The organism is Mycolicibacterium iranicum, from assembly GCF_014190915.1.
Classification (GTDB): Bacteria; Actinomycetota; Actinomycetes; order Mycobacteriales; family Mycobacteriaceae; genus Mycobacterium; species Mycobacterium iranicum_B.
Genome location: NZ_JACHVU010000003.1, coordinates 510,381 through 534,843, shown reverse-complemented (window position 1 = coordinate 534,843; position 24,463 = coordinate 510,381). Strand labels below are relative to the sequence as shown.

The following is a 24,463-nucleotide window of genomic DNA, read 5'->3' as shown; positions in this document are numbered from 1 at the left end:
GTCAGTCACTTCTCGCTTCGGTGATCGCTAGTTCTCGTTCGATGGCTTCGGTCAGGCGCTCGCGCACGGCGGGGACGGCGATCTTCGCGATGATCTCGTTGAAGAAGCCGCGCACCACCAGGCGGCGGGCCTGGGCCTCTGGAATGCCGCGTGCCCGCAGGTAGAACAGTTGCTCGTCGTCGAAACGTCCGGTCGCACTGGCATGCCCGGCGCCGACGATCTCGCCCGTCTCGATCTCCAGGTTGGGCACCGAATCGGCGCGCGCGCCGTCGGTGAGCACCAGGTTCCGGTTCACCTCGAAGGTGTCGGTCCCGGTGGCCTCCGCCCGGATGAGCACGTCGCCCACCCAGACGGTGTGCGCGTCTGGCTTCCTGGACTCGGGATCCCCCTGCAGGGCGCCCTTGTACAGGACGTCGGACTTGCAGTTGGGCTGTGAGTGGTCGACGAGCAGACGCGACTCGAAATGCTGTCCGTCGTCGGCGAAGTAGGTGCCGAGCATCTGCGCCTCGCCGCCCGGGGCGTCGTAACGCACGGTGGCCGTCGTCCGGACCACGTCGCCGCCGAGGGTGACGTTGACATGCCCGACCACCGCGTCCTTGCCCAGCCGCACGTGGTGCGAACTCACGTGCACGGCGTCGTCGGCCCAGTCGGCGATCCAGATGACGCCGACACCGGCGGAGTCGCCGACGATGATCTCGACGTTGTCGGCGTAGGTTCCGCTGCCGCGAAGGTCGACCACGACGATCGCGCGTGACAGCTCCCCGATGCGGATCTGCAGGTGGCCGTAGGCGGTCTGACCCTCACCGGGACCGGTGACGGTGACCTCGATCGGCTCGCGGATCACGGTGTCTTTCGGCACCTCGATCAGCGTCGCGGTCTCGAACGACGAGAACGCCTGGGCCGCAACACGGTCCGTCGGGACGCCGGCCTGCCCGAGACGGGAGTCGTCGCGGCCGGTCCGGTCGACCCAGACGTCGTCGGGCGTCGAGACGTCGATCGTCGCGGTGCCCGTCGCCGGTGCCGATCCGTCGTGCAGGCCGCGCAGCCGCTTGAGCGGGGTGAAGCGCCAGATCTCGTCACGTCCGCCCGGCACCTCGAACGCGTTCACGTCGAACGACGAGAACAGTTCGCCCTTGGTGGCGTTGAGGATCGAGCCGGACTTCGCAGTGCCTTCGACCGCAGAAGTGAGATCCACTAACCCACGGCCCCTTCCATCTGCAGCTCGATCAGCCGGTTGAGCTCCAGCGCGTACTCCATCGGGAGTTCTTTGGCGATCGGCTCCACGAAGCCGCGCACGACCATGGCCATCGCCTCGTCCTCGGTCAGGCCGCGGCTCATCAGATAGAACATCTGATCCTCGCTGACCTTCGACACCGTGGCCTCGTGGCCCATCGTCACGTCGTCCTCACGGATGTCGACGTAGGGATAGGTGTCGGACCGGCTGATCGTGTCCACCAGCAGCGCATCGCATTTCACGCTCGACTTCGACCCGTGCGCGCCCTTGTTGACCTGCACCAGACCGCGGTAGGACGCACGCCCACCGCCGCGGGCGACGGACTTCGAGACGATGTTGCTCGACGTGTTCGGTGCCAGGTGCAGCATCTTGGCGCCGGTGTCCTGGTGCTGGCCCTCACCGGCGAACGCCACCGAGAGCACCTCGCCCTTGGCGTGCTCACCGGTCATCCACACGGCCGGGTATTTCATGGTCACCTTGGAGCCGATGTTGCCGTCAACCCATTCCATCGTGGCGCCGGCCTCGGCGCGGGCACGCTTGGTGACCAGGTTGAAGACGTTGTTCGACCAGTTCTGGATGGTCGTGTAGCGGCAGCGCCCGCCCGGCTTGACGATGATCTCCACGACCGCGCTGTGCAGCGAGTCGCTCTTGTAGATCGGGGCCGTGCAGCCCTCGACGTAGTGCACATAGGCGTCCTCGTCGACGATGATCAGCGTCCGCTCGAACTGGCCCATGTTCTCGGTGTTGATCCGGAAGTACGCCTGCAGCGGGATGTCGACGTGCACACCCTTGGGGACGTAGATGAACGATCCGCCCGACCACACCGCGGTGTTCAGCGCCGAGAACTTGTTGTCACCGGCCGGGATCACGGTGCCGAAGTACTGCTTGAACAGCTCCGGGTGCTCCTTGAGGGCGGTGTCGGTGTCGAGGAAGACGACGCCCTGGGCCTCCAGGTCCTCGCGGATCGAGTGGTAGACGACCTCGGACTCGTACTGCGCGGCGACACCGGAGACCAGACGCTGCTTCTCGGCCTCGGGGATGCCGAGCTTGTCGTAGGTGTTCTTGATGTCGGCGGGCAGGTCATCCCAGGTGGCAGCCTGCTTCTCGCTGGAGCGCACGAAGTACTTGATGTTGTCGAAATCGATACCGTCGAGGTCGGAACCCCAGTTCGGCATCGGCTTCTTGTCGAAGGTGCGCAGCGCCTTGAGGCGGATGTCGAGCATCCACTCCGGCTCGCTCTTCTTCGCGGAGATGTCGCGGACCACAGCTTCGGACAACCCGCGCTGTGCGCTGGCCCCGGCGACGTCGGAGTCGGCCCAGCCATAGCCGTACTTGCCCAGGGACGCGATGGTCTCTTCCTGGGTCAGTGCCTCCGGCTTGACCTCCGGTGTGAGTGTCATTGCGACACACTCCTTTTGCTCTTGTGGTGGCTTCGGCGCGGGCTGTGAGCCGAAGTGTTCGCGCTATCCGTCGCTATCGTTCAACCGGCACGAGGGGGACGTGCGTGGTGCAGGCACAGTCCCCGTTGACGATCGTGGCCAGCCGTTGCACGTGGGTACCCAGCACTTCCGACATCGCCTGCTGTTCGGCCTCGCAGAGTTCGGGGAACTGCTCGGCGACGTGCGACACCGGGCAGTGATGCTGACAGATCTGTACGCCGCGAAGCGGCCCTCCCACGCGGGTCGTGGTGGTCGCATAACCGGCGCCGCTCAATGCGTCGGCGATCCGGTCTGCGGCGGCCTCGACGTCCTCACCCGACGGGTCCCCGTCGACGGGTTCGACACCGGCGAGGATCGCGTCGATGCGCTTACGCGCGAAGGTGCGGATGGCCTCGTCGCCGCCGATCTCGCGCAGGTGGCGCATCGCCGCCGAGGCCAGGTCGTCATAGGAGTGTTCCAGCTTGGCCCGGCCCGCGGCGGTGAGCTGATAACGCTTGGCCGGCCTGCCGCGGCCTTCCTGCTGCCACGCCGCGGCCGCGTTCGCCTGCGCCTCGCCGGTCTCGATGAGCGCATCGAGGTGCCTGCGGACACCGGCGGCGGACAGCCCGAGGCGCTCGCCGATGTGACTGGCAGTGGTGGGGCCGGATTCCAGGAGCAACCGGACGATGGCGCGACGGGTGTGGCCCTGGGTGTCACCGTCGACAGCAGGCGTCGGCGCCGGTAGCGACGCGTCGGAAGCCTGTGAACGGATTTTCACAACACCAGTGTGACGCAATTCCACAACCGGGTCTAGCAAGGGGACCCTTAGCGTGACGTCGGAATAGTCACACCGATCGTCGCCGGATTCCAGGAATAACCGAACGCTACGCTGCCTTCGTGGCCGCCCGGCAGCTCTCCCTCAGCCGTTCGATCGCCGGCTGGCACGGCGACGAGCGCACCGTGGGCAGCCCGCTGAACGACGCCGAACTGGTCGCGATGCGCCGGACCCGCCTCTTCGGGGCCACCGGCACGGTGCTCATGGCCATCGGCGCCCTGGGCGCCGGCGCGCGGCCCGTGGTGCAGGACCCGACGTTCGGCGTGCGGCTGCTCAACCTGCCGTCGCGTATCCAGACCGTGTCGCTGACGATGACCACGACCGGCGCGGTGATGATGGCCCTGGCCTGGCTGATGCTGGGCCGGCTGACGCTGGGCAAGCGGAAGATGACCCGCAGCCAGCTCGACCGCACCCTGATGCTGTGGGTGGTGCCGCTGCTGATCGCGCCGCCGATGTACAGCAAGGACGTCTACTCCTACCTGGCGCAGAGTGAGATCTCGCTGCAGGGCAACGACCCGTACAAGGTCGGCCCCGCACCCGGGCTCGGGCTGGACCACGTCTTCACGCTGTCGGTACCGAGCATGTGGCGCGAGACGCCGGCGCCCTACGGCCCGCTGTTCCTGTGGATCGGCCGCGGCATCTCGCAGCTGACCGGTGAGAACATCGTCGAAGCAGTGCTGTTCCACCGCCTGGTGGTGCTGCTCGGCGTCGGGATGATCGTGTGGGCGACGCCGCGGCTGGCCCGGCGGTGCGGGGTGGCCGAAGTCAGCGCGCTGTGGCTGGGCGCGGCCAACCCGCTGCTGTTCATGCACCTGGTGGCGGGGATCCACAACGAGGCGCTGATGCTGGGCATGATGCTCGCCGGCACCGAGTTCGCGCTGCGCGGGATCGACGCCGTCGCGCCGCTGGTACCCCGGCCGCTGACGTGGCCGCGGGGACGACAGCAGTGGCTGGGCTGGTACCCGATGGCGATGCTGCTGGCGGGCACGGTCCTGATCACCCTGTCCTCCCAGGTGAAGTTGCCGTCCCTGCTGGCGCTGGGCTTCGTCGCGATGGCGTTGGCGTACCGGCTGGGCGGCACCATCAAGGCGTTCCTTCTCGCCAGCACCTCCCTCGGGGCCGTGGCCCTGGTGGTGATGGCCCTGATCGGCTGGGCGAGCGGACTGGGTTTCGGCTGGCTGTTCACGCTCGGCACCGCGAACGTCGTCCGCAGCTGGATGTCGCCGCCGACCCTGCTGGCTCTGGGCACCGGTCAGGTCGGCATCCTGCTCGGCCTCGGCGACCACACGACCGCGGTTCTGGCGCTGACCCGCGCCATCGGCGTCACGGCGATCGCGGTGATCGTGCTGTGGCTGCTGCTGGCCGTGTTCCGAGGCCGGCTGCACCCGGTGGGTGGCCTCGGCGTGGCACTCGGCGTCACCCTGCTCCTGTTCCCGGTCGTCCAGCCGTGGTACGTGCTGTGGGCGATCATCCCGCTCGCGGCGTGGGCCACCAGACCACGATTCCGGGCGGCCGCGATCGTCGTCACGCTCGTGGTCGGCATCTTCGGCCCGACCGCCAACGGCGACCGGTTCGCGCTGTTCCAGATCGCCATGGCCACCGTCGCGAGTTTCCTCATCCTGCTGATGCTCGCCGGCCTGACCTATCGCTGGCTGCCCTGGCGCCCACTGCCCGAGGACACCGCCGGTGACGCTGCCGAGGAACAGCCCGGAGACAGCGCCGCACGCCCGCCGCAGGACACGTCGACAGACCCACCGACCGATGCCGCGACACCACCGGCACCATCGGGCGCCAAGCCCGACGCCTACGCTGAGTCTCCGTGAGCGCCGGTTCCGTCCCCGTCCAGCTGCGTGGTGTGAGCAAGCGGTTCGGGTCGACGACGGCGGTGAACGATCTCGACCTCGACGTGCAGGCTGCCGAGGTGTTCGCACTGCTGGGCCCCAACGGGGCCGGCAAGACGACGACCGTCGAGATGTGCGAGGGCTTCACCAGGCCCGACGCCGGCTCGATCCGCATCCTCGGCATCGACCCCGTTGCTGACAACGCCGAGGTCCGCGCCCGCACCGGCGTCATGCTGCAGGGCGGCGGCGCGTATCCGGCCGCCCGCGCGGGCGAGATGCTCGACCTGGTGGCCTCCTACGCGGCCGACCCGCTGGACCCGCAGTGGCTGCTGGACACCCTGGGGTTGACCGATTCGGCGCGCACGACCTACCGGCGGCTCTCGGGCGGCCAGCAGCAGCGTCTGGCGCTGGCCTGTGCGGTCGTCGGGCGGCCCGAGCTGGTGTTCCTCGACGAACCCACCGCCGGCATGGACGCCCACGCGCGGATCGTGGTGTGGGAACTGATCGACGCGCTGCGCCGCGACGGTGTGACGGTGGTTCTGACGACCCATCAGCTCACCGAGGCCGAGGAACTCGCCGACCGCATCCTGATCATCGACAACGGCGCCGCGGTCGCCACCGGCTCCCCCGCCGAATTGATGCGCAGCGGCGCGGAGAACCAGCTGCGCTTCCGCGCACCGCGCATGCTGGATCTGTCGCTGCTGATTTCCGCTCTGCCCGAGGCCTACAGCGCGGTCGAGACCGCCCCGGGCGAATACCTGGTCGAGGGGCACATAGATCCACAGGTGCTGGCCACCGTCACCGCATGGTGTGCGCGCCTCGACGTGCTGGCCACCGACATGCGCGTCGAGCAACGCAGCCTCGAGGACGTCTTCCTCGACCTGACGGGACGGGACCTACGCCGATGACCGCACAGGATCCACGAGCGGTGGCCAACCGGTTCGCCCCCGGAACATTCACCCCCGACCCGCGCCCGGCCGCGGTGTCGAAGATGCTCAAGGCGCAGTTCGGGCTGGAGTTGCGTCTGCTGCTGCGCAATGGCGAGCAGCTGCTGCTGACCATGTTCATCCCGATCACGCTTCTGGTGGGGCTGACCCTGCTGCCCCTCGGATCGTTCGGGCCCAACCGCGCGGCGACGTTCGTCCCCGCGATCATGGCGCTGGCCGTCATCTCGACCGCCTTCACGGGCCAGGCGATCGCCGTCGCGTTCGACCGTCGCTACGGCGCACTCAAGCGGCTCGGCGCGACCGCGCTGCCGGTGTGGGGAATCATCGCCGGCAAATCGCTGGCGGTCGTCGCGGTCGTGTTCCTGCAGTCGATCCTGTTCGGCGCGATCGGGTTCGCGCTCGGGTGGCGCCCGCCCCTCGCGGGCCTGGCCCTCGGCGCGCTGATCATCGCGCTGGGCACCGCCGTGTTCGCCGCCTTGGGCCTGTTGCTGGGCGGCACGCTGAGGGCCGAGATCGTGCTGGCCGTCGCGAACCTGCTGTGGTTCGTCTTCGCCGGCCTAGGCGCACTGACCCTCGAAGGCGGGATGGTGCCGACGGCCGTGCAGTGGGTGGCCCGCCTGACGCCGTCCGGCGCGCTGACCGAGGCACTGACGCAGGCGATGACGCTATCGGTGGACTGGTTCGGCCTCGCGGTGCTGGCGGCCTGGGGCGCCGTCGCGGCGCTCTGCGCACTGCGCTGGTTCCGCTTCACCTGACGCCGCGAGCGCCGGCAGCAGGTGCTCCAGCTGCCCGACCTCCTCGATGTTGTGCCTGACCCAGGCGTGGGCTTTCGCGTCCGGAAAGCGCCGGTGCAGCAGCCCGTTGATCGGCGACAGCAGACGCGAACGCACGCCGAGGTCCATCACCGTCACGTAATGCGCGCCGTCGGCACCGGCCGACCAGGTGTGCTCCAGCTGGAACACCGGGATGCCTGCGACGCGCAGCACGAGGCGGATGCCGGTCTCGTCGAGCTTCTCCACGCGGGCCACCTCGTCGACCGTGAACTCCGGGCGCGCCCCGAACGCCTCGACCATGTGGAAGCGAGCACCTTCGGCGGCGCCGCCGCCGGGCGCGGGGCGCGCCAGCTCCCACAGGATGTGATCGACGGGATGCCAGGCGTGGTAGCGATCGACCACCTTGCCGCCGTAGTGCATGGTGGCGCCCAGATGCGTGAACCAGTCGAGCAGCATCGCCGGCGTCACCCCGGCAAGCGGTCGGTGGTCGATGGTGATCCGACGGCGACCCCGGCCGCAGCTCAGGTGCTGGACCTTGGCGGTGTCGACGGTGCGGAATGGCGGATACGTTGCCATGACAGTCTCCTAAGATACGTGTGCGTTTCTTAGGTCTGACGTTACGCCTGCGGTATAAGATACGCAAGAGTTTCTTGCATTCCGGTTTCTTGCATTCCGTGGCCTGCCGAGGGAGGTTGATGTGGCCAGACGACGTGGCGCAGAACTGGACGACGCGATCCGCACGACCGTGCTGACACTGCTGGCCGAGCGCGGGCCGGAAGGGGTGACCATGGAGTCCGTGGCCGCGGCTGCGGGCACCAGCAAGCCCGTGCTGTACCGCCGCTGGCCGGACCGGCGCGCCCTGCTGCGCGACACCCTGCTGGGCATCGCGAGCGCGTCCATCCCGAGCCGGGACACGGGGACGTTCCGCGGCGACATGCTGGCCGTGCTGCGTGACTGGGCCGCCCTGTTCACCGGAGACGCCGCGGCGCTGATGACGTCGCTCGTCATGGCGGTGGCGACGGACCCCGAGCTCGCAGCGACCTTCCGCACCGACGTCCTCGGCATGCGCAAGGACGAGATGACCGCGATCATCACGCGCGCGATCACCCGCGGCGAGGTCCGAGACGATGTGCCGGTCGAGATTCTCCGCGAGCTCGGTCAGAGTGTGCTCTGGCACCGGCTGTTGATCAGCGGAGACCCGATCGACGACGCGGTGGTCACCCAGATCGTCGACGGGATCGTGATCCCGGCAACACGCCCCTACTACGGCCGGTAGTTAACGAGCCTCTACCATCGGAGCGTGCCCGTCGGACGACTCTTCCTGCGGCTCGTCGACCTGCTCCCCGAGCCGAGCCTCCGTGTGCAGCGTCTCGTCGCCGCGGCCGTGATCCTGACCCAGGGCGGGATCGCCGTCACCGGAGCGATCGTGCGCGTCACCGCGTCCGGGCTGGGGTGTCCGACCTGGCCGCAGTGCTTCCCCGGCAGTTTCACGCCGGTCCCGCACGCCGAGGTGCCCGGCATCCATCAGGCCGTCGAATTCGGCAACCGGCTGCTCACCTTCCTCGTGGTGCTGACCGCCGCGGCCGCCGTGCTCGCCGTCACCCGCGCGCGCCGCCGCCGCGAAGTCCTGCTCTACGCGTGGCTCATGCCCGCATCGACCGTGGCTCAGGCGGTGATCGGCGGCATTACCGTGCTCACGGGGCTGCTGTGGTGGACCGTCGCGATCCACCTGCTGGTGTCGATGGCGATGGTGTGGCTCGCGGTGCTGCTGTACGTCAAGATCGGCGAACCCGACGGCGGCGTGCCGGTGAATCGCGCGCCGAAGGCATTGCGCCAGTTGACCGTTCTGTCGGCCATCGCGCTGTCGGCGGTTCTGGTGACCGGAACGATGGTCACCGGCGCCGGCCCGCACGCCGGCGACAAGAGTCTCGAGCGGCCTGTGCCCCGACTCGAGGTCGAGATCACCACGCTCGTGCACATGCACTCCTCGCTGCTGGTCGCCTACCTGGCGTTGGTAGTGGGCTTGGGCTTCGGTCTGCTGTCGGTGCGTGCCCCGAAAGAGGTGATGCAGCGACTCGTCGTCGTGGTGGTGCTGGTCGCCGCCCAGGGCGCGCTCGGCGCGACGCAGTTCTTCCTCGGGGTGCCGGAGGCGTTGGTCGCACTGCACGTGGCCGGCGCCGCGGCCTGTACGGCGGCGACGGCGGCGCTATGGGCGTCGCTGCGCGAACGGACCCAGACCGGAGCGCTCCAGAGCCGCCTCGACGCCTAGCGCAAGAGTGCGCTGCGCGCGGGCGCGCTCAGCGGGGGTGAGTTGACGCCAACCCAATGAGGGCTCGATGAGCTCCAGTTCGAGCAGGCGAGGATCGTCGCGGCCACCGATCAGGTCGACGCGGGCGTAGAGCAGGTCGGTTGTCGCCACCCCGACCCGTCGGGCCGCCGCGTCGAGCGCCGCGTGCCCGACGTCCCAGAGTTCGGTGTCCGGATCGGCAGGCGACAAGTGTTCCTCGGCATAGGTTCCCGACGCGTCGAAGACCGGCTCCGTCCCCGGCGAGGGCAGCATCGGGCCCTTGCGGAACGCATGGGATTGCTCACCTCCGAGGAACACCAGGGCCGTCTCCCCCGCACCCACACGCCGGTCGTAGGGCTGCACCAACACGGTGCGGCCCGCGGCCTGCAGCGCCTCGGCGTGGTGGCGTGCCGGCCCGGCGTCGGAGAAGCGCCTCGCCCCCACCGAACCGGCTCCGACCGACGGCTTGACGACGACCTCGCCGTCGGGAATGCGCACCTGTTCCCCGGGGCCGAAGAACGCGCTCGGCACCGTCGGCACCCCGGCGGAGGCCAGATCGGCCAGGTAGCGCTTGTCGGAGTTCCACGCGACGACCTCGGCGACGTTCACGAGGTGCCGCACCCGCCCGGTCCAGTCCAGGAACTCGTCGAGACGGTCGGTGTAATCCCATGCCGCCCGCAGGATCACCAGATCCGCCTCGAGCGTGCCGGGGTCGTCCCACGCCAGCCAGCGGGCGTGCAGGCCGCGGGTGCGCAACGCGTCGACCAGTTCCGCATCGTCACCGTCGCCGGCGGGCAGCGCACGACATCCGGCGAGCACGATGCGCGGATGGAAGACGTCAGGTCGGGCCAGCTTCATGACAGGGCAACACTACCGACGGGCATGATGGTCGTATGCACGCGATCGAAGTCGCCGAGACCGGCGGACCGGAAGTCCTGACCTTCGTCGAGAAGCCCCAGCCCACCCCGGGCCCGGGGCAGGTGCTGATCAGGGCCGAGGCGATCGGCGTGAACTTCATCGACACGTACTTCCGGTCGGGCCTCTATCCGCGCGAGACACCGTTCATCTCGGGCTCCGAGGTGTGCGGGATCATCGAGGCCGTCGGCGCCGACGTGGTGGCCCTCAACGTCGGCGACCGCGTGGTCACCGACAAGGCCCTCGGCGCCTACGCCGAATACACCGTCGCGCCAGCCGATTTCGTCGCCTATGTCCCCGACGGCGTCGCACCGGACGTCGCCGCGTCATCACTGCTGAAGGGGATGACGGCGCACTACCTGATCAAATCGACCTATCCGGTGCAGCAGGGCGATGCGCTGCTGGTGCACGCCGGAGCGGGCGGCGTCGGGCTGATCCTGACGCAGTGGGCCACCAGCCTCGCCGCGTCGGTGATCACGACGGTGTCCACCCCCGACAAGGCGGAGTTGTCGCGGCAGGCCGGCGCCGTGGAGGTCCTCGACTACCCCGAGGACGCACAGGCGTTCGGCGCGCGGATCCGCGAACTCACCGACGGCGACGGCGTGGCCGCGGTGTTCGACGGGGTGGGCGCCTCCACGTTCGAGGCCAGCCTCGCCAGCCTCGCGGTGCGCGGCACGCTGGCGCTGTTCGGCGCCGCGAGCGGTCCCGTACCTCCGGTCGACCCGCAGCGGCTCAACACCGCGGGTTCGGTGTTCCTGACCCGCCCCAACCTCGCCCACCACACCCGCACACCCGACGAGTTCTCTTGGCGCGCGGGCGAACTGCTCACCGCGATCGCCGACGGAACTCTGTCCATCACGGTGAGTCAGCGGTATTCGCTGCGGGACGCCGAGCAGGCGCACCGGGATCTGCAGGGCCGCAAGACCGTCGGATCGGTGGTGCTGGTCCCCTAGGCCGGACGGACCGTCGTCAGAGACTGAACAGCGTCGGCAGCGACAGCGCGGAGTCCACGGCCAGCGCGCAGAAAACGACGGCCAGGTAGTTGTTCGACTGCAGGAACAGGCGCAGCGGTTTCACCGGCTCGCCCCGGCGGACCCCCGCGTAGAGCTGGTGGGCCATGGCCAGGAACCAGGTTCCGGCGACGATCGCGACGGCTGCATAGAGCCAGCCCGTCGCCAGCGCGAGCGCCAGCGTCGCGATCACGGTGAGCCACGTGTACGCCAGGATCTGCTTGGTGACCTGCTGCTCGGTGGCGACCACGGGCAGCATCGGCACACCGGCCGCCTCGTAGTCCTCCTTGTAACGCATGGCCAGCGCCCAGGTGTGCGGCGGCGTCCAGAAGAAGATGATCAGGAACATCACCAGGGCCGGCCACTGGATGGTGCCGGTCACCGCCGACCAGCCGATCATCACCGGCATACAGCCGGCAGCCCCGCCCCACACCACGTTCTGCGACGTCCGACGCTTGAGCAGCAACGTGTACACCAGGACGTAGAAGGCGATCGTCGCGCCGGCCAAGTGCGCCGACAGCATGTTGGTGGTCCACCAGAGCCAGAAGAACGAGGCGACCGACAGCGCCAGCCCGAAGACCAGCGCGTGGCTGCGCGGCACCGTGGCGCGCGCCAGTGCGCGGCGCTCGGTGCGCTTCATCTTCTTGTCGATGTCGGCGTCGGCGACGCAGTTCAGGGTGTTCGCGCCCGCTGCGGCCAGCAGTCCACCGACAAGGGTGTTCAGGATCAGCAGCGGGTCCACGGTGCCGCGGTCGGCCAGGAGCATCGCCGGGATGGTGGTGACCAGGAGCAGCTCGATCACCCGCGGCTTGGTCAGCCCGATGTAGCCGAGTACACGGTCGCGGAATCGGATCGGCCCCTCGGCGACATCGCCGACGAGATGGCCTTCGCGAATCCTCACGCAACCAACTCCTCGAAAAACAGCGCGGCCAGCCCCGGAGGGACGTCTACTACAGAGGATGGTAGACCGCCGCGTCCGGTCCCTGAAATTGCAGGGTCGATTCACAGGTACCGGGGGGATGACCTCTGCGTCGACGGCACGTTCCACACTAGGGTGGTTAATGCGGATCGATACCGCCCGCCGATTCAAGGAGTGCGCCTCGTGACCACGATCGAAGAGATCAATTCCCTCACCCGGCCCAATCATCCGGACGACTGGACGGAGCTGGATTCGCGGGCGGTGGACACCGTTCGGGTGCTGGCCGCCGACGCGGTGCAGAAGGTCGGCAACGGCCACCCCGGCACCGCGATGAGCCTCGCGCCGCTGGCGTACACCCTGTTCCAGCGACAGATGCGCCACGACCCCAACGACGTGCACTGGCTCGGTCGCGACCGGTTCGTGCTGTCGTGCGGGCATTCCAGCCTGACGCTCTACATCCAGCTCTACCTCGGCGGGTTCGGCCTCGAGCTCTCCGACATCGAGGCGCTGCGCACGTTCAAGTCCAAGACGCCCGGTCACCCCGAGTTCCGCCACACCCCGGGTGTCGAGATCACCACGGGGCCCCTGGGCCAGGGCCTGGCCTCGGCGGTCGGCATGGCGATGGCCGCACGCTACGAGCGCGGCCTGTTCGACCCCGACGCCGCGCCGGGCGAGAGCCCGTTCGACCACTTCATCTATGTGATCGCCTCCGACGGAGACATCGAAGAGGGCGTGACCAGCGAGGCGTCGTCCCTGGCGGGCACGCAGCAGCTGGGCAACCTGATCGTCTTCTACGACAAGAACCACATCTCCATCGAGCACGACACCGACATCGCACTGTCCGAGGACGTCGCCGCGCGCTACCGGGCCTACGGCTGGCACGTTCAGGAGGTCGAGGGCGGCGAGAACGTCGTCGGCATCGAGCAGGCGATCGCCGAGGCGAAGAAGGTGACCGACAAACCGTCGTTCATCGCCGTGCGCACCATCATCGGCTATCCCGCGCCGAACAAGATGAACACCGGTGGCGTGCACGGCTCGGCGCTGGGCGACGACGAGGTCGCGGCGACCAAGAAGATCCTCGGGTTCGATCCGGACAAGACGTTCGAGGTCAGCGAGGACGTGATCACCCACACCCGCGGTCTGACCGGCCGCGGGAAAGAAGCCCACGACGCGTGGCAGCAGCACTTCGACGCGTGGGCCGAGCGTGAGCCCGAACGCAAGAAGCTGCTCGACCGGCTCACCGCCCAGGAACTCCCGGAGGGCTGGGACTCCGACATCACCTACTGGGAGCCCGGTTCCAAGGCCGTGGCCACCCGCGCCGCGTTCGGCCAGGTGCTCAACGACGTCGCACCCAAGCTGCCGGAGCTGTGGGGCGGCTCGGCGGATCTCGCAGGCTCCAACAACACGACCATCAAGGGCGTGAAGTCGTTCGGCCCACCGTCGATCTCCACCGACGACTTCCAGGCCGACTGGTACGGGCGGGTGCTGCATTTCGGCATCCGTGAACACGCGATGGGGTCGATCCTGTCGGGCATCGTGCTGCACGGTCCGACCCGCGCGTTCGGCGGCACCTTCCTCCAGTTCTCGGACTACATGCGGCCCGCGGTGCGGCTGGCCTCGCTGATGGACATCGACACCATCTACATCTGGACCCATGATTCGGTGGGCCTGGGCGAGGACGGCCCCACCCACCAGCCGATCGAACACCTCGCGGCGCTGCGGGCGATCCCGAACCTGTCGGTCGTCCGGCCGGGAGATCCCAACGAGACGGCATACGCGTGGAAGAGCATCGTCGCGCGGGGCAACGGAAGCGGGCCGGTCGGTTTCATCCTGACCCGCCAGGGCATCCCGGTACTCGAGGGCACCGACGCCGAGGGTGTCAGCAAGGGCGGTTACGTGCTCGGCGGCGGAGATGCCACCGGGGCGGACGTGATCCTGATCGGAACGGGTTCGGAACTGCAACTGGCCGTCGAGGCCAAGAAGCAACTCGCGGACAAGGGCATCACCGCGGCGGTCGTCTCGATGCCGTGCGTCGAGTGGTTCGAATCCCAGCCGAAGGAGTACCGCGACCGCGTACTGCCGCCGAACGTCTCGGCGCGGGTGGCTGTCGAAGCCGCGGTGGCGCAGAGCTGGTACAAGCTCGTCGGAGACACCGGCGAGATCATCTCGATCGAGCACTACGGCGAGTCCGCCGACGACAAGACGTTGTTCCGCGAATTCGGTTTCACCCCTGAGGCAGTGGTGGCCGCCGCTGAGCGAACCATCGCGAACTGACCGCGCCGCGGCCGTCGCGTACTGATCTATCGACAGATTGAGGAAATGACATGACCCAGAACTCGAATCTGGCAGCGCTGTCCGAGGCCGGCGTCTCGGTCTGGCTCGACGACCTGTCCCGGGAGCGGCTCCAGACCGGCAACCTGCAGGAACTGATCGACACCAAGTCGGTGGTCGGCGTGACGACCAATCCGTCCATCTTCCAGGCCGCCCTGTCCAAGGGCGACGCCTACGACGACCAGATCCGTGAACTCGCCGAGCGTGGTGCTGATGTCGACGCGACAATCCGCACAGTGACCACCGACGACGTGCGCAACGCGTGCGACGTGTTCGCCAAGATCTACGAGCAGTCCGGCGGCGTCGACGGCCGGGTCTCCATCGAGGTGGACCCCCGCCTCGCCCACGACACCGACAAGACGATCCTGCAGGCGATCGAGCTCTGGAAGATCGTCGACCGACCCAACCTGCTGATCAAGATCCCCGCGACCGAGGCCGGCGTGCCCGCCATCGCCTCCGTGCTCGCCGAGGGCATCTCTGTCAACGTGACGCTGATCTTCTCGGTGGAGCGCTACCGCCTCGTGATGGATGCCTACCTGCAGGGTCTGGAAAAGGCCATGGAAGCCGGTCACGACATCTCCCGCATCCACTCGGTGGCGTCGTTCTTCGTCTCCCGCGTGGACACCGAGATCGATAAGCGGCTCGAAGACATCGGCGGTGACGACGCGCTCGCGCTGCGCGGCAAGGCCGGTGTCGCCAACGCCCGGCTGGCCTACGCGGCGTACGAGGAGGTCTTCCTCGGCGGTGACCGCTTCTCGGCACTCGGTTCGGCCGGGGCCCGGGTGCAGCGCCCGTTGTGGGCGTCGACCGGTGTGAAGAATCCGGACTACTCCGACACCCTGTACGTGACCGAGCTCGTGGCGCCGAACACGGTGAACACCATGCCGGAGAAGACCCTGGACGCGGTCGCCGACCACGGAGTCGTCACCGGTGACACCGTCACGGGCCGGGCCGCCGAATCCCAGGAGGTCTTCGACAAGCTCTCCGAGATCGGCATCGACCTCACCGACGTCTTCCTGGTTCTGGAGAACGAAGGCGTCGAGAAGTTCGAGAAGTCCTGGCATGAGCTTCTCGAAGCCACCCAGGGTCAGCTCGACGAAAAGAAGTGACCCCGCGGCGATGAGCGCGTGCGCGAAGAACAGAAGAGAGAGATGACCGAACCGTGGCGTAACCCGTTGCGGGACAAGCGTGACAAGCGCATGCCCCGGATTGCAGGGCCCTGCAGTGTGGTCATCTTCGGGGTGACCGGGGACCTGGCCCGCAAGAAGTTGATGCCGGCCATCTACGACCTGGCCAACCGTGGCCTGCTGCCGCCCACGTTCGCACTGGTCGGTTTCGCCCGGCGGGACTGGGCCGACGAGGACTTCGGCCAGGTGGTGTACGAGGCGGTCAAACAGCACGCCCGCACCCCGTTCCGTCAGGAGGTGTGGGACCGCCTCGCCGAGGGGTTCCGGTTCGTGCAGGGCACGTTCGACGACGAGGACGGCTTCGCCCGCCTCGCCGAGACGCTGGACAAGCTCGATGCCGAACGCGGCACCGGCGGCAATCACGCGTTCTACTTGTCGATCCCGCCGAAGGCGTTCCCGCAGGTGCTCGAACAGCTCTCGAAGACGGGGCTGGCCAAGAAGGCCGACGGCCACTGGAGCCGGGTCGTGATCGAGAAACCGTTCGGTCACGACCTCAAGAGCGCCGAAGATCTCAATGCGATCGTCAACAACGTGTTCCCGGAGTCGTCGGTCTTCCGGATCGACCACTACCTGGGCAAGGAGACCGTTCAGAACATCCTGGCGCTGCGGTTCGCCAACGAGCTGTTCGAACCCGTGTGGAACTCGCACTATGTCGACAGCGTGCAGATCACCATGGCCGAGGACATCGGGCTCGGCGGCCGCGGCGGCTACTACGACGGGGTGGGCGCCGCCCGCGACGTCATCCAGAACCATCTGCTGCAGTTGCTGGCGCTGACCGCCATGGAGGAGCCCGTCAGCTTCTCCCCCGACGAGCTGCAGGCCGAGAAGATCAAGGTGCTCTCAGCCAGCAGGCTCGCCGAGCCGCTCGACGAGACCACCTCGCGTGGCCAGTACACCGCCGGATGGCAGGGCGGTGAACGGGTCGTCGGACTGCTCGAGGAGGAGGGCTTCTCGAAGACCTCGACCACCGAGACGTTCGCCGCCATCACCGTCGACGTCGACACCCGCCGCTGGGCCGGTGTCCCGTTCTACCTGCGCACCGGAAAACGGCTGGGCCGCAGGGTGACCGAGATCGCGCTGATCTTCAAGCGCGCTCCGCACCTGCCGTTCGACGCCACGATGACCGAGGAGCTGGGCCAGAACGCACTAGTCATCCGCGTTCAGCCCGACGAAGGGATCACGCTGCGGTTCGGGTCGAAGGTGCCCGGGAACCTGATGGAGGTCCGCGACGTCAGCATGGACTTCTCCTACGGGTCGGCGTTCGCCGAGGAATCGCCGGAGGCCTACGAACGACTGATCCTCGACGTCCTGCTGGGCGTGCCGTCACTGTTCCCGGTGAACGAGGAAGTCGAATTGGCGTGGAAGATACTGGATCCCGCGCTCGACCACTGGGCGCACCTGGATGCCGAAGGTCTGGGCGGCCCCGATCCGTACGAATCCGGCGGCTGGGGGCCCGATTCGGCGTTCGAGATGCTGAAGCGGACCGGCCGCGAATGGAGGCGGCCGTGAGCGGCGCTTGCGCGAAGAACCGAGGAACCCGATGATCATCGACCTCCCCGACACCGATACCGGCGCCATCAACAAGAAGATCGTCGCGCTGCGCGAAGAGGGCGGCGCCATCACGCTCGGGCGCGTGCTGACCCTCGTCATCGCGCCGGACACCGAGAGCGTCCTCGAGGAGTCGATCGACGCGGCCAATGCGGCCAGTCGCGAACATCCGTGTCGTGTCATCGTCGTCGCGCCCGGCGACCGGCGCGCCGACAAGGCCAGGCTGGACGCCCAGCTTCGGGTCGGCAGCGACGCCGGCGCCAACGAGGTTGTGGTGCTGCGGCTTTCGGGCCCACTGGCCAATCACGCCAGCAGCGTGGTGATGCCGTTCCTGCTACCGGACACGCCCGTGGTGACGTGGTGGCCGGACGTCGCGCCGCCCGTTCCCGCCGAGGACCCGCTCGGCCGACTGGCGCTGCGGCGCATCACCGACGCCACCAACGCCGCGGACCCGCTGGGGGCGATCAAGGGCCGTCTGGAGGGGTACACCCCCGGCGACACCGATCTGGCCTGGAGCCGGATCACCTACTGGCGGGCGCTTCTGGCCGCGGCGGTGGACCAGGCTCCGCACGAGCCGATCAACTCGGCACTGGTGTCCGGCCTGGAGACCGAACCCGCGCTCGACGTGCTGGCGGGCTGGCTGGCCGGCCGGATCGACGGGCCCGTGCGGCGCGCCGTCGGTGAACTCAAGGTGGAGCTCGTGCGTGACAGTGAGACCATCACGCTGAGCCGGCCCCAGGAGGGGATCACCGCGAAGATCACCCGCACCGCGCGGCCGGAGGCCCTGGTCCCGTTGGCGCGCAGGGAAACCCGTGAGTGCCTGGCCGAGGACATGCGCCGCCTCGATGCCGACGAGATCTACCACGAGGCGCTTCAAGGTATCGAGAAAGTGCAGTACACATGACGCCGACGATCCAGACCTATCCGGATACAGCAGCCCTGGTCGCGGCCACGGGCGACCGGCTGGTGGAGGCCATCAACGCCGCCATCTCGGCGCGCGATCAGGCGACGATCGTGCTCACCGGCGGCGGTACCGGGATCGGGCTGCTCAAGCGCGTGGGTGAGCGCAGTGCCGAGATCGACTGGTCGAAGGTGCACATTTACTGGGGGGACGAGCGGTTCGTCGCCGCCGACGACGACGAGCGCAACGAGAAGCAGGCCCGGGAGGCGCTGCTCGACCACGTCGGCATCCCGGACGCCAACGTGCACCCGATGGCACCGAGCGACGGCGAGTTCGGCGATGCGCTCGACGCCGCGGCGGAGGCCTACTCGCAGGTTCTCGCCGAAGCCGGTCCGGACCCGACCCCGAGCTTCGACGTGCACCTGTTGGGCATGGGTCCTGAGGGGCATGTGAACTCGCTGTTCCCCGACACGGCCGCCGTGCGGGAGTCGCTGCGCTACGTCGTCGGGGTCACCGACTCACCGAAACCGCCGCCGGTCCGAATCACGCTGACCCTGCCCGCCATTCAGCGTTCGCGCGAAGTGTGGCTGGTGGTCTCCGGCGAAGGCAAGGCCGATGCGGTGGCCGCCGCGATCGGCGGCGCGGCACCGATCGACATCCCGGCGGCCGGCGCCGTGGGCACCGAGGCCACGGTGTGGCTCCTCGACGAAGCCGCTGCGTCCAAGCTCTGAGTTCCGACCGCAACGGCGAGTGGCGTATCCCGGCCACCGCCGCCGGCGGTTCGGTCATACTGAGCCGATGGCAGACAAGAGTGGCAGGCCTGTCCGGACCGGCCCCGAGCGCATCAGAAAACTGGCTCAGGCCGCGCTCAACGCCGATGTCACCGTCGAGCAGGTCGACACCATTCTGGAGGGCCTCAGCGAGACCCTGGAGGACCTCAACAAATCGACCGAGAACCTCGACGCGACGCTGGAACGCTTCAACGGGACCATCAATCAGATCAACGAGCTCGCTCCCCGCCTGATCGCCGTCGTGGATCGGATGGAGGGCATCGTGGCGCGTGTCGAGCGCATCGTGGGTCTCGGTGAGTCGGTGATCGTTCCGCTGGCCGCCACCGAGCACGCGATCCGCGGCGTCCTGGACAGGGTGCGTCGCTCGACCGGGATCTGATCAGCCGCTGTTGCGCAGCGCGGTGGCCAGGCCACTCATCGTGAGCAGGATGCCGCGCTGCACGAGCTCGTCCTCGTCCCCGGACCGGTACCGGCGCAACAGCTCCACCTGCAGGTGGTTCAGCGGCTCCAGGTACGGGAAGCGGTTGAACACCGACCGGGCCAGCGACGGGTTGTCGGCGAGAAGGTCGTCCTGGCCGGTGATGAGCTCGTGCATCCGGATCGTGCGCGCATGCTCGTCGACGATCTTGTCGAACACCCTCCGTCGCAGGTCCTCGTCCTCGACCAGCTCCGAATAGCGGGCCGCCAGGCCAAGATCCGACTTGGCCAGCACCTGGGCCATGTTGGACAACACGGTGGCGAAGAACGGCCACCGCCGGTAGAGGTCCTGCAGGATCTCCAGCCTGCCGTCCTGCTCGCCGATCCACTCTTCGAACGCCGTGCCGGTGCCGTACCAGCCGGGCAGCATGACACGGGACTGGCTCCAGGCCAGCACCCACGGGATCGCGCGGAGGTCCGAGATCGACGTCGTCGGCTTGCGCGAGGTGGGCCGGCTGCCGATGTTGAGCGCCCCGATCTCGCTGACCGGCGTCGACGCCTTGAAGTAGTCCACGAAACCCGGTGTCTCGTGGACCAGTTCGGCGTAGGCGCGCTGTGCCCGCGCGGCCAGGTCGTCGAGTACCTCGTACGCCGAGTCCGCGTCGTCGCCGAGCCCCTCGACGTCGAGCAGCGTCGCCTCCAGCGTGGCGGCCACCAATGTCTCCAGGTTGCGGTGCGCGATCCGGGGTTCTGCGTACTTCGCGGCGATGACCTCGCCCTGCTCGGTGATGCGCAGCGACCCCTGCACCGCTCCGGGTGGCTGCGCGAGGATGGCGTCGTAGCTCGGCCCGCCGCCACGGCCGACGGTGCCGCCGCGGCCGTGGAACAGCCGCAGCCGGATCCCGGTCTTGCGGGCCGATTCGACGAGGTCGAGTTCGGCCCGGTACAGCGCCCAGTTCGCGGCGAGGTAACCGCCGTCCTTGTTCGAGTCCGAGTAGCCGAGCATGACCTCCTGGCTGTCCCCGCGTGCGGCGACGACCGCCCGGTACAGCGGAAGCTGCAGTGCCGCTTCCAGAATCGACGCGCCGTGCTGAAGGTCGTCGATCGTCTCGAACAGCGGCACGATCCCGACAGGTGCGTACGCATGCTCTCCCGAGGCGTCCAGCAGCCCGGCCTCCTTCAACAGGAGGGCCGCCTCCAGCATGTCCGAGACGGACTGGCACATCGAGATGATGTAGTTCGGGACCGCCTGCGGGCCGAACACGTCCACCGCCCGTGCGGCGGCCTTGACGATGTCGAGTTCCTTGCGCGCGAGCTCCGACAGGTCGGCGCCGGCCCCGATCAGCGGCCGGCGGGTGCCCAGCTCGGCCGCCAGGATCTCGACCCGTTCGTCCTCGGACAGCGACGCGTAGTCGGCGTGCACCCCCGCCCACGCGAGAAGTTCGGCGACCACGTCCTCGTGCACATCGGAGTTCTGCCGCATGTCCAGGCCGGACAGGTGAAAACCGAAGACGCGCACAGCTTCTCGGAGGCGCGCCAACCGGTCGTCGGCGAGCGCCGCGCTGCCGTGGCCCCGCAGCGACCCGTCGATGGTGTCGAGGTCGGCGAGCAGCTCACCGGGCGTGCGGTAGGGCTCCATCCCGAGGTCGAGTTCGTGCTCGGGCTGCCGGTCCAGGATCTGCTGCGCCGTCGCGGTCAGCCGGGCGTGCGCGACGCGCAGCGCACGGCGGTAGGGCTCGTCGGCGCGCGCCGGTTCGTGGCAGGCGTCGGCGAGGGCGGACAGCTCGTCGGTGATGCGCACCAGCCGCGCCGTCATCGACAGCTCCTGCTCCAAGGCGGTCAACTCGGTGAAGTAGTGGCCCAGTGCGGTGAAGGAGGCGCTTCCCGTGGCCAGCCGGACCACTTCGGCGGTGACGTTCGGGTTGCCGTCGCGGTCACCGCCGATCCACGATCCGGGCCGCACGATCGGCTCGTCCAGAAGTCCGGCGTCCGGCCACCGCTGCTGCAGGGCGGCCCGCACCTCGGCGTTCACCTGCGGGATCACCTCGAAGAACGCCGCCCGGTAGTACCGCAACCCGGTCTCGATCTCGTCCTGGATCTTCAAGCGCGACAACCTGATCAGCGCGGTCTGCCACAGGGTCAGGATGTTGCGGCGAAGCTCGGATTCGACATCGCGCCCGTCGGTGGTCGTGTCGTGCCCGCGAAGGCGCAGCCGCATCAGCTCGGTGATGCGGTGCTGGGTGTCGAACACGGTACGCCGGCGCGTCTCGGTGGGGTGCGCCGTGATCACCGGTGAGACGAGCGCCCCGGCGAGCGCATCGGCGACGGTGTCCGCGTCGAGGTCGGCGGCGTCGAACTTCAGATAGCTGGCGGCCAGCCTGCTGTCCTGCGGCGGCTCCCCCGCGGCCTCGTGGATCCGGCGACGCCGTTCACGGTGGATGTCCTCGGCGACGTTGGCCAGCAGCGCGAAGTGGGTGAACGCCCGGATGACGGGGATTGCGAGATGCACGTCGACGCCGTCGAACAGCTCGGCGATGTCGGCGCGGTCGATCTCCGAGCGACGCACCCGGAAGGCCTCCACGCGGGCACGCTCGACGAGGTCGAACACCTCGTCGCCGTTCTGTTCGCGGACGGTGTCCCCGAGGATCGCACCGAGCAGCCGGATGTCCTCCCGCATCGGCTCGGTCGCTTCGCGGCCCACCTGGGTGCGCTGGACCGCCCCGATCGGTTCGAGGGCGGCGTCGAGTGCGTCCGATATGGAAGGCATCGATCGATTATCCGGGTTGCCCGACGCTGCCGCAGAGCGAGGCCGTCAGGCCGCGACGAGGGGTCAGACGCCGTACTTGATGGACAGCGCCATACCGATGATGGCGACGACCCAGATACCGGTGATGAACAGCGTCACCCGGTCGAGGTTCTTCTCCACGACCGTCGAGCCCGACAGGCTGGACTGCACACCGCCACCGAACAGGCTGGACAGGCCGCCGCCCTTGGCGCGATGCAGCAGGACCAGGAGCACGACCAGCACGCTGGTCACGACCAGGGTGATCTGCAGAGCCAATTGCATGGCGCCACCTTATCAGGGCGCTCAGGGCAGAGGACCGCCCGCAGCGATCGCCGACAGCGTCGCGAACTGCTCTGCGTCCAGCGACGCCCCGCCGACCAGCGCGCCGTCGACGTCACCCTGGCCGACGATCTCGCCGACGTTCTTGGCGTTGACCGACCCGCCGTAGAGCACCCGGACACCGGCGGCGACCTCGGGCGAGGCCAGGTTGCCCAGTTCGTCGCGGATCGCCTTGCAGACTTCCTGCGCGTCCGCAGCGCTCGCCACTCTGCCGGTGCCGATCGCCCACACCGGCTCGTAGGCGATCACCGATTGGGCGATCTGCTCGGCCGACAGTCCGGCAAGAGACCCGCGCAGCGAGGTCACGTTGAACTCGACATGGTTGCCGGCCTCGCGCACCTCGAGCTGTTCGCCGATGCAGATGATCGGCGACAGCCCGTGCTTGAGCGCTGCCGCGGCCTTGGCGGCCACCAGTTCGTCGGTCTCGCCGTGGTAGGTCCGACGCTCCGAGTGGCCGACGACCGCGAACGTGCATCCCAGCTTGGCCAGGAACGCACCGCTGACCTCGCCGGTGTAGGCGCCGGAATCGTGCTGGGACACGTCCTGCGCGCCGTAGGTGAGCCGGAGCTTGTCGCCGTCGACGAGGGTCTGCACACTGCGCAGGTCGGTGAACGGCGGGATCACCGTGACGTCGACTTTGTCGAAGTACTTGTCGGGCAACGAGAATGCGATCTTCTGAACCAGCGCGATCGCCTCGAAGTGGTTCAGGTTCATCTTCCAGTTGCCGGCGATCAGCGGCTTGCGGGACACGGGGATCTCCTCAGGTCAGGGACGGCCGAGAACGTCGATGCCGGGCAGCGTCTTGCCCTCAAGGTATTCCAGCGAGGCGCCGCCACCGGTGGAAATGTGCGAGAAACCGTCCTCGGGCAGACCCAGCTGGCGCACCGCGGCCGCAGAGTCGCCACCGCCGACCACGCTGAACGCGCCCCGGCCGGTGGCACCGATGATGGCCTCCGCGACGCCCTTGGTGCCCGCGGCGAACGCCGGGAACTCGAACACGCCCATCGGGCCGTTCCAGAAGATGGTCTTGGCATTCGACAGCAGGGCGGTGAAGCGCCTCACCGACTCCGGGCCGATGTCGAGGCCCATCTTGTCGTCGGGGATCTTGTCGGCGGCCACCGTGTCGGCCGGGGAATCGGCGGCGAACTTCTCGGTCACGACGATGTCGACGGGCAGGTGCAGCACGTCACCGTAATCGTCCAGGAGTTTGCGGCAGGTGTCGATCATGCTTTCTTCGAGCAGCGAGCTGCCCACCGAAAGACCCTGCGCGGCAAGGAACGTGAAGCACATGCCGCCGCCGATGATCAGGCTGTCGGCCTTCGTCGCGAGGTTCTCGATGACCGCCAGCTTGTCCGAGACCTTCGAGCCACCGAGCACCACAGCGTACGGACGCTCGGTGGATTCGGTCAGCTGCGCGAGCACCTTGACCTCGGTGTCGACCAGCGCGCCCGCGTAGTGCGGCAGCAGCGTCGCCACGTCGTACACCGACGCCTGCTCACGGTGCACGACGCCGAAACCGTCGGAGACGAACGCGCCGTCCTCTCCCACCAGCTCGACGAGCGCCTTGGCCAGCTTCAGCCGCTCGGCGCCGTCCTTGCTGGTCTCGCGGGGATCGAAGCGGATGTTCTCCAGCAGCAGCACGTCACCGTCGGTGAGTCCCTCGGCGCGCGCGAGCGCATCGGTGCCCACCACGTCCCCGGCCAGCTGGACGTGCCGGTCGAGCTTCTCCCCCAGCGCCTTGGCGACGGGGGCGAGCGAGAACTTCGGGTCGGGTTCGCCTTTGGGCCTGCCGAGGTGCGCGGTGACGACGACCTTGGCACCGGCGTCACTCAACGCCTTCAGCGTCGGCACCGACGCGATGATGCGGCCGGGATCCGAGATGTTCTCGCCGTCGAGGGGGACGTTCAGGTCGGAGCGCACGAGGACGCCCCGCCCTGAAACCCCCTCTGCGAGAAGATCGTCGAGCGACTTGATGCCCATCGCCG

At 68.4% G+C, this 24,463-nt stretch carries 22 protein-coding genes; 12 read left to right on the top strand and 10 right to left on the bottom strand.

Annotated elements, in window-relative coordinates:
- Window position 1: 1 nt before the first annotated feature.
- The 3 genes from sufD to FHR72_RS09825 all read right to left on the bottom strand — a co-directional run bounded on the left by sufD (window position 2) and on the right by FHR72_RS09825 (window position 3,523).
- The gene (gene sufD / locus FHR72_RS09835; protein ID WP_183467731.1) at window positions 2-1,195 is read right to left on the bottom strand and encodes a Fe-S cluster assembly protein SufD; all 1,194 of its coding nucleotides are present in this window, start codon (window positions 1,193-1,195) and stop codon (window positions 2-4) included.
- On the bottom strand, window positions 1,195-2,634 hold the full coding sequence (gene sufB, locus FHR72_RS09830; RefSeq protein ID WP_183467730.1) for a Fe-S cluster assembly protein SufB: 1,440 nt from the start codon (window positions 2,632-2,634) through the stop codon (window positions 1,195-1,197). Before sufB ends, sufD begins: the two co-directional genes overlap by 1 nt.
- Window positions 2,635-2,707: 73 nt before the next feature.
- Window positions 2,708-3,523: a helix-turn-helix transcriptional regulator gene (locus FHR72_RS09825; RefSeq protein WP_396888424.1), complete on the bottom strand. Its 816-nt coding sequence runs from the start codon at window positions 3,521-3,523 to the stop codon at window positions 2,708-2,710.
- 26 nt (window positions 3,524-3,549) lie between these two features.
- On the opposite strand from FHR72_RS09825, the gene mptB reads away from it, so the two are divergent.
- From mptB to FHR72_RS09810, 3 genes are read left to right on the top strand one after another with little or no spacing between them, the layout of a single operon-like run.
- Complete coding sequence (gene mptB / locus FHR72_RS09820; protein WP_183467728.1) at window positions 3,550-5,310, top strand: polyprenol phosphomannose-dependent alpha 1,6 mannosyltransferase MptB; 1,761 nt, start codon at window positions 3,550-3,552, stop codon at window positions 5,308-5,310.
- Complete coding sequence (locus FHR72_RS09815; protein WP_183467727.1) at window positions 5,307-6,236, top strand: ABC transporter ATP-binding protein; 930 nt, start codon at window positions 5,307-5,309, stop codon at window positions 6,234-6,236. The genes mptB and FHR72_RS09815 overlap by 4 nt, the downstream gene beginning before the upstream one ends.
- Window positions 6,233-7,030, top strand: coding sequence for an ABC transporter permease (locus FHR72_RS09810; RefSeq protein ID WP_183467726.1), 798 nt, complete (start codon window positions 6,233-6,235; stop codon window positions 7,028-7,030). The genes FHR72_RS09815 and FHR72_RS09810 overlap by 4 nt, the downstream gene beginning before the upstream one ends.
- Here the strand turns inward: FHR72_RS09810 and FHR72_RS09805 are convergent.
- Window positions 6,941-7,624, bottom strand: a complete 684-nt coding sequence (locus FHR72_RS09805) for a hypothetical protein (RefSeq protein WP_183467725.1) — start codon at window positions 7,622-7,624, stop codon at window positions 6,941-6,943. The two genes, FHR72_RS09810 and FHR72_RS09805, sit on opposite strands and share 90 nt — an antisense overlap.
- Window positions 7,625-7,745: 121 nt before the next feature.
- Between FHR72_RS09805 and FHR72_RS09800 the strand changes: the two genes are divergently transcribed.
- A complete protein-coding gene (locus FHR72_RS09800; RefSeq protein ID WP_183467724.1) occupies window positions 7,746-8,324 on the top strand; it encodes a TetR/AcrR family transcriptional regulator in 579 nt (192 codons plus the stop codon).
- 24 nt (window positions 8,325-8,348) lie between these two features.
- Window positions 8,349-9,317 (top strand): COX15/CtaA family protein, encoded by a 969-nt coding sequence (locus tag FHR72_RS09795; RefSeq protein ID WP_183467723.1) that lies wholly within the window; start codon window positions 8,349-8,351, stop codon window positions 9,315-9,317.
- Here FHR72_RS09795 and FHR72_RS09790 read toward each other — a convergent pair.
- Entirely contained in the window at window positions 9,255-10,193 is a 939-nt protein-coding gene (locus FHR72_RS09790; protein WP_183467722.1) for an ATP-grasp domain-containing protein, read from the bottom strand. The two genes, FHR72_RS09795 and FHR72_RS09790, sit on opposite strands and share 63 nt — an antisense overlap.
- 35 nt (window positions 10,194-10,228) lie before the next feature.
- Between FHR72_RS09790 and FHR72_RS09785 the strand changes: the two genes are divergently transcribed.
- Window positions 10,229-11,203, top strand: a complete 975-nt coding sequence (locus tag FHR72_RS09785; RefSeq protein ID WP_183467721.1) for a quinone oxidoreductase family protein — start codon at window positions 10,229-10,231, stop codon at window positions 11,201-11,203.
- A gap of 16 nt (window positions 11,204-11,219) precedes the next feature.
- Here the strand turns inward: FHR72_RS09785 and FHR72_RS09780 are convergent, their stop codons facing one another.
- Complete coding sequence (locus FHR72_RS09780) at window positions 11,220-12,161, bottom strand: heme o synthase (protein ID WP_183467720.1); 942 nt, start codon at window positions 12,159-12,161, stop codon at window positions 11,220-11,222.
- 201 nt (window positions 12,162-12,362) lie between these two features.
- Here FHR72_RS09780 and tkt point away from each other — a divergent pair, with 201 nt between their 5' ends.
- The 6 genes from tkt (at window position 12,363) to FHR72_RS09750 (ending at window position 19,316) form a co-directional block, all read left to right on the top strand.
- The gene (tkt, locus tag FHR72_RS09775; RefSeq protein WP_183467719.1) at window positions 12,363-14,453 is read left to right on the top strand and encodes a transketolase; all 2,091 of its coding nucleotides are present in this window, start codon (window positions 12,363-12,365) and stop codon (window positions 14,451-14,453) included.
- A 50-nt stretch (window positions 14,454-14,503) separates the two neighbouring features.
- A complete protein-coding gene (gene tal / locus FHR72_RS09770; RefSeq protein ID WP_183467718.1) occupies window positions 14,504-15,619 on the top strand; it encodes a transaldolase in 1,116 nt (371 codons plus the stop codon).
- A gap of 42 nt (window positions 15,620-15,661) precedes the next feature.
- Complete coding sequence (gene zwf / locus FHR72_RS09765) at window positions 15,662-17,206, top strand: glucose-6-phosphate dehydrogenase (RefSeq protein ID WP_183467717.1); 1,545 nt, start codon at window positions 15,662-15,664, stop codon at window positions 17,204-17,206.
- A 31-nt stretch (window positions 17,207-17,237) separates the two neighbouring features.
- Window positions 17,238-18,149, top strand: a complete 912-nt coding sequence (gene opcA, locus FHR72_RS09760) for a glucose-6-phosphate dehydrogenase assembly protein OpcA (protein ID WP_183467716.1) — start codon at window positions 17,238-17,240, stop codon at window positions 18,147-18,149.
- Window positions 18,146-18,877 (top strand): 6-phosphogluconolactonase, encoded by a 732-nt coding sequence (pgl, locus tag FHR72_RS09755; RefSeq protein ID WP_183467715.1) that lies wholly within the window; start codon window positions 18,146-18,148, stop codon window positions 18,875-18,877. The genes opcA and pgl overlap by 4 nt, the downstream gene beginning before the upstream one ends.
- Window positions 18,878-18,944: 67 nt before the next feature.
- Window positions 18,945-19,316 carry an ATPase gene (locus FHR72_RS09750; RefSeq protein ID WP_183467714.1) on the top strand — a complete coding sequence of 124 codons (372 nt, stop codon included), beginning with the start codon at window positions 18,945-18,947 and terminating at the stop codon, window positions 19,314-19,316.
- Here FHR72_RS09750 and ppc read toward each other — a convergent pair whose 3' ends face one another.
- The 4 genes from ppc to FHR72_RS09730 form a co-directional block, all read right to left on the bottom strand.
- On the bottom strand, window positions 19,317-22,121 hold the full coding sequence (ppc, locus tag FHR72_RS09745; protein WP_221193238.1) for a phosphoenolpyruvate carboxylase: 2,805 nt from the start codon (window positions 22,119-22,121) through the stop codon (window positions 19,317-19,319).
- A 63-nt stretch (window positions 22,122-22,184) separates the two neighbouring features.
- On the bottom strand, window positions 22,185-22,421 hold the full coding sequence (gene secG / locus FHR72_RS09740; RefSeq protein ID WP_183467713.1) for a preprotein translocase subunit SecG: 237 nt from the start codon (window positions 22,419-22,421) through the stop codon (window positions 22,185-22,187).
- A 21-nt stretch (window positions 22,422-22,442) separates the two neighbouring features.
- Window positions 22,443-23,228: a triose-phosphate isomerase gene (tpiA, locus tag FHR72_RS09735; protein ID WP_183467712.1), complete on the bottom strand. Its 786-nt coding sequence runs from the start codon at window positions 23,226-23,228 to the stop codon at window positions 22,443-22,445.
- 15 nt (window positions 23,229-23,243) lie between these two features.
- Entirely contained in the window at window positions 23,244-24,458 is a 1,215-nt protein-coding gene (locus FHR72_RS09730) for a phosphoglycerate kinase (RefSeq protein WP_183467711.1), read from the bottom strand.
- Window positions 24,459-24,463 lie beyond the last annotated feature (5 nt).

Coding starts and splice junctions, on each gene's coding strand:
- pgl (WP_183467715.1), top strand. CDS start 18,146: ATGACGCCGACGATCCAGACCTATCCGGATACAGCAGCCCTGGTCGCG.
- FHR72_RS09790 (WP_183467722.1), bottom strand. CDS start 10,193: ATGAAGCTGGCCCGACCTGACGTCTTCCATCCGCGCATCGTGCTCGCC.
- FHR72_RS09730 (WP_183467711.1), bottom strand. CDS start 24,458: ATGGGCATCAAGTCGCTCGACGATCTTCTCGCAGAGGGGGTTTCAGGG.
- FHR72_RS09785 (WP_183467721.1), top strand. CDS start 10,229: ATGCACGCGATCGAAGTCGCCGAGACCGGCGGACCGGAAGTCCTGACC.
- ppc (WP_221193238.1), bottom strand. CDS start 22,121: ATGCCTTCCATATCGGACGCACTCGACGCCGCCCTCGAACCGATCGGG.
- opcA (WP_183467716.1), top strand. CDS start 17,238: ATGATCATCGACCTCCCCGACACCGATACCGGCGCCATCAACAAGAAG.
- FHR72_RS09750 (WP_183467714.1), top strand. CDS start 18,945: ATGGCAGACAAGAGTGGCAGGCCTGTCCGGACCGGCCCCGAGCGCATC.
- FHR72_RS09810 (WP_183467726.1), top strand. CDS start 6,233: ATGACCGCACAGGATCCACGAGCGGTGGCCAACCGGTTCGCCCCCGGA.
- sufB (WP_183467730.1), bottom strand. CDS start 2,634: ATGACACTCACACCGGAGGTCAAGCCGGAGGCACTGACCCAGGAAGAG.
- FHR72_RS09805 (WP_183467725.1), bottom strand. CDS start 7,624: ATGGCAACGTATCCGCCATTCCGCACCGTCGACACCGCCAAGGTCCAG.
- zwf (WP_183467717.1), top strand. CDS start 15,662: ATGACCGAACCGTGGCGTAACCCGTTGCGGGACAAGCGTGACAAGCGC.
- tal (WP_183467718.1), top strand. CDS start 14,504: ATGACCCAGAACTCGAATCTGGCAGCGCTGTCCGAGGCCGGCGTCTCG.
- secG (WP_183467713.1), bottom strand. CDS start 22,421: ATGCAATTGGCTCTGCAGATCACCCTGGTCGTGACCAGCGTGCTGGTC.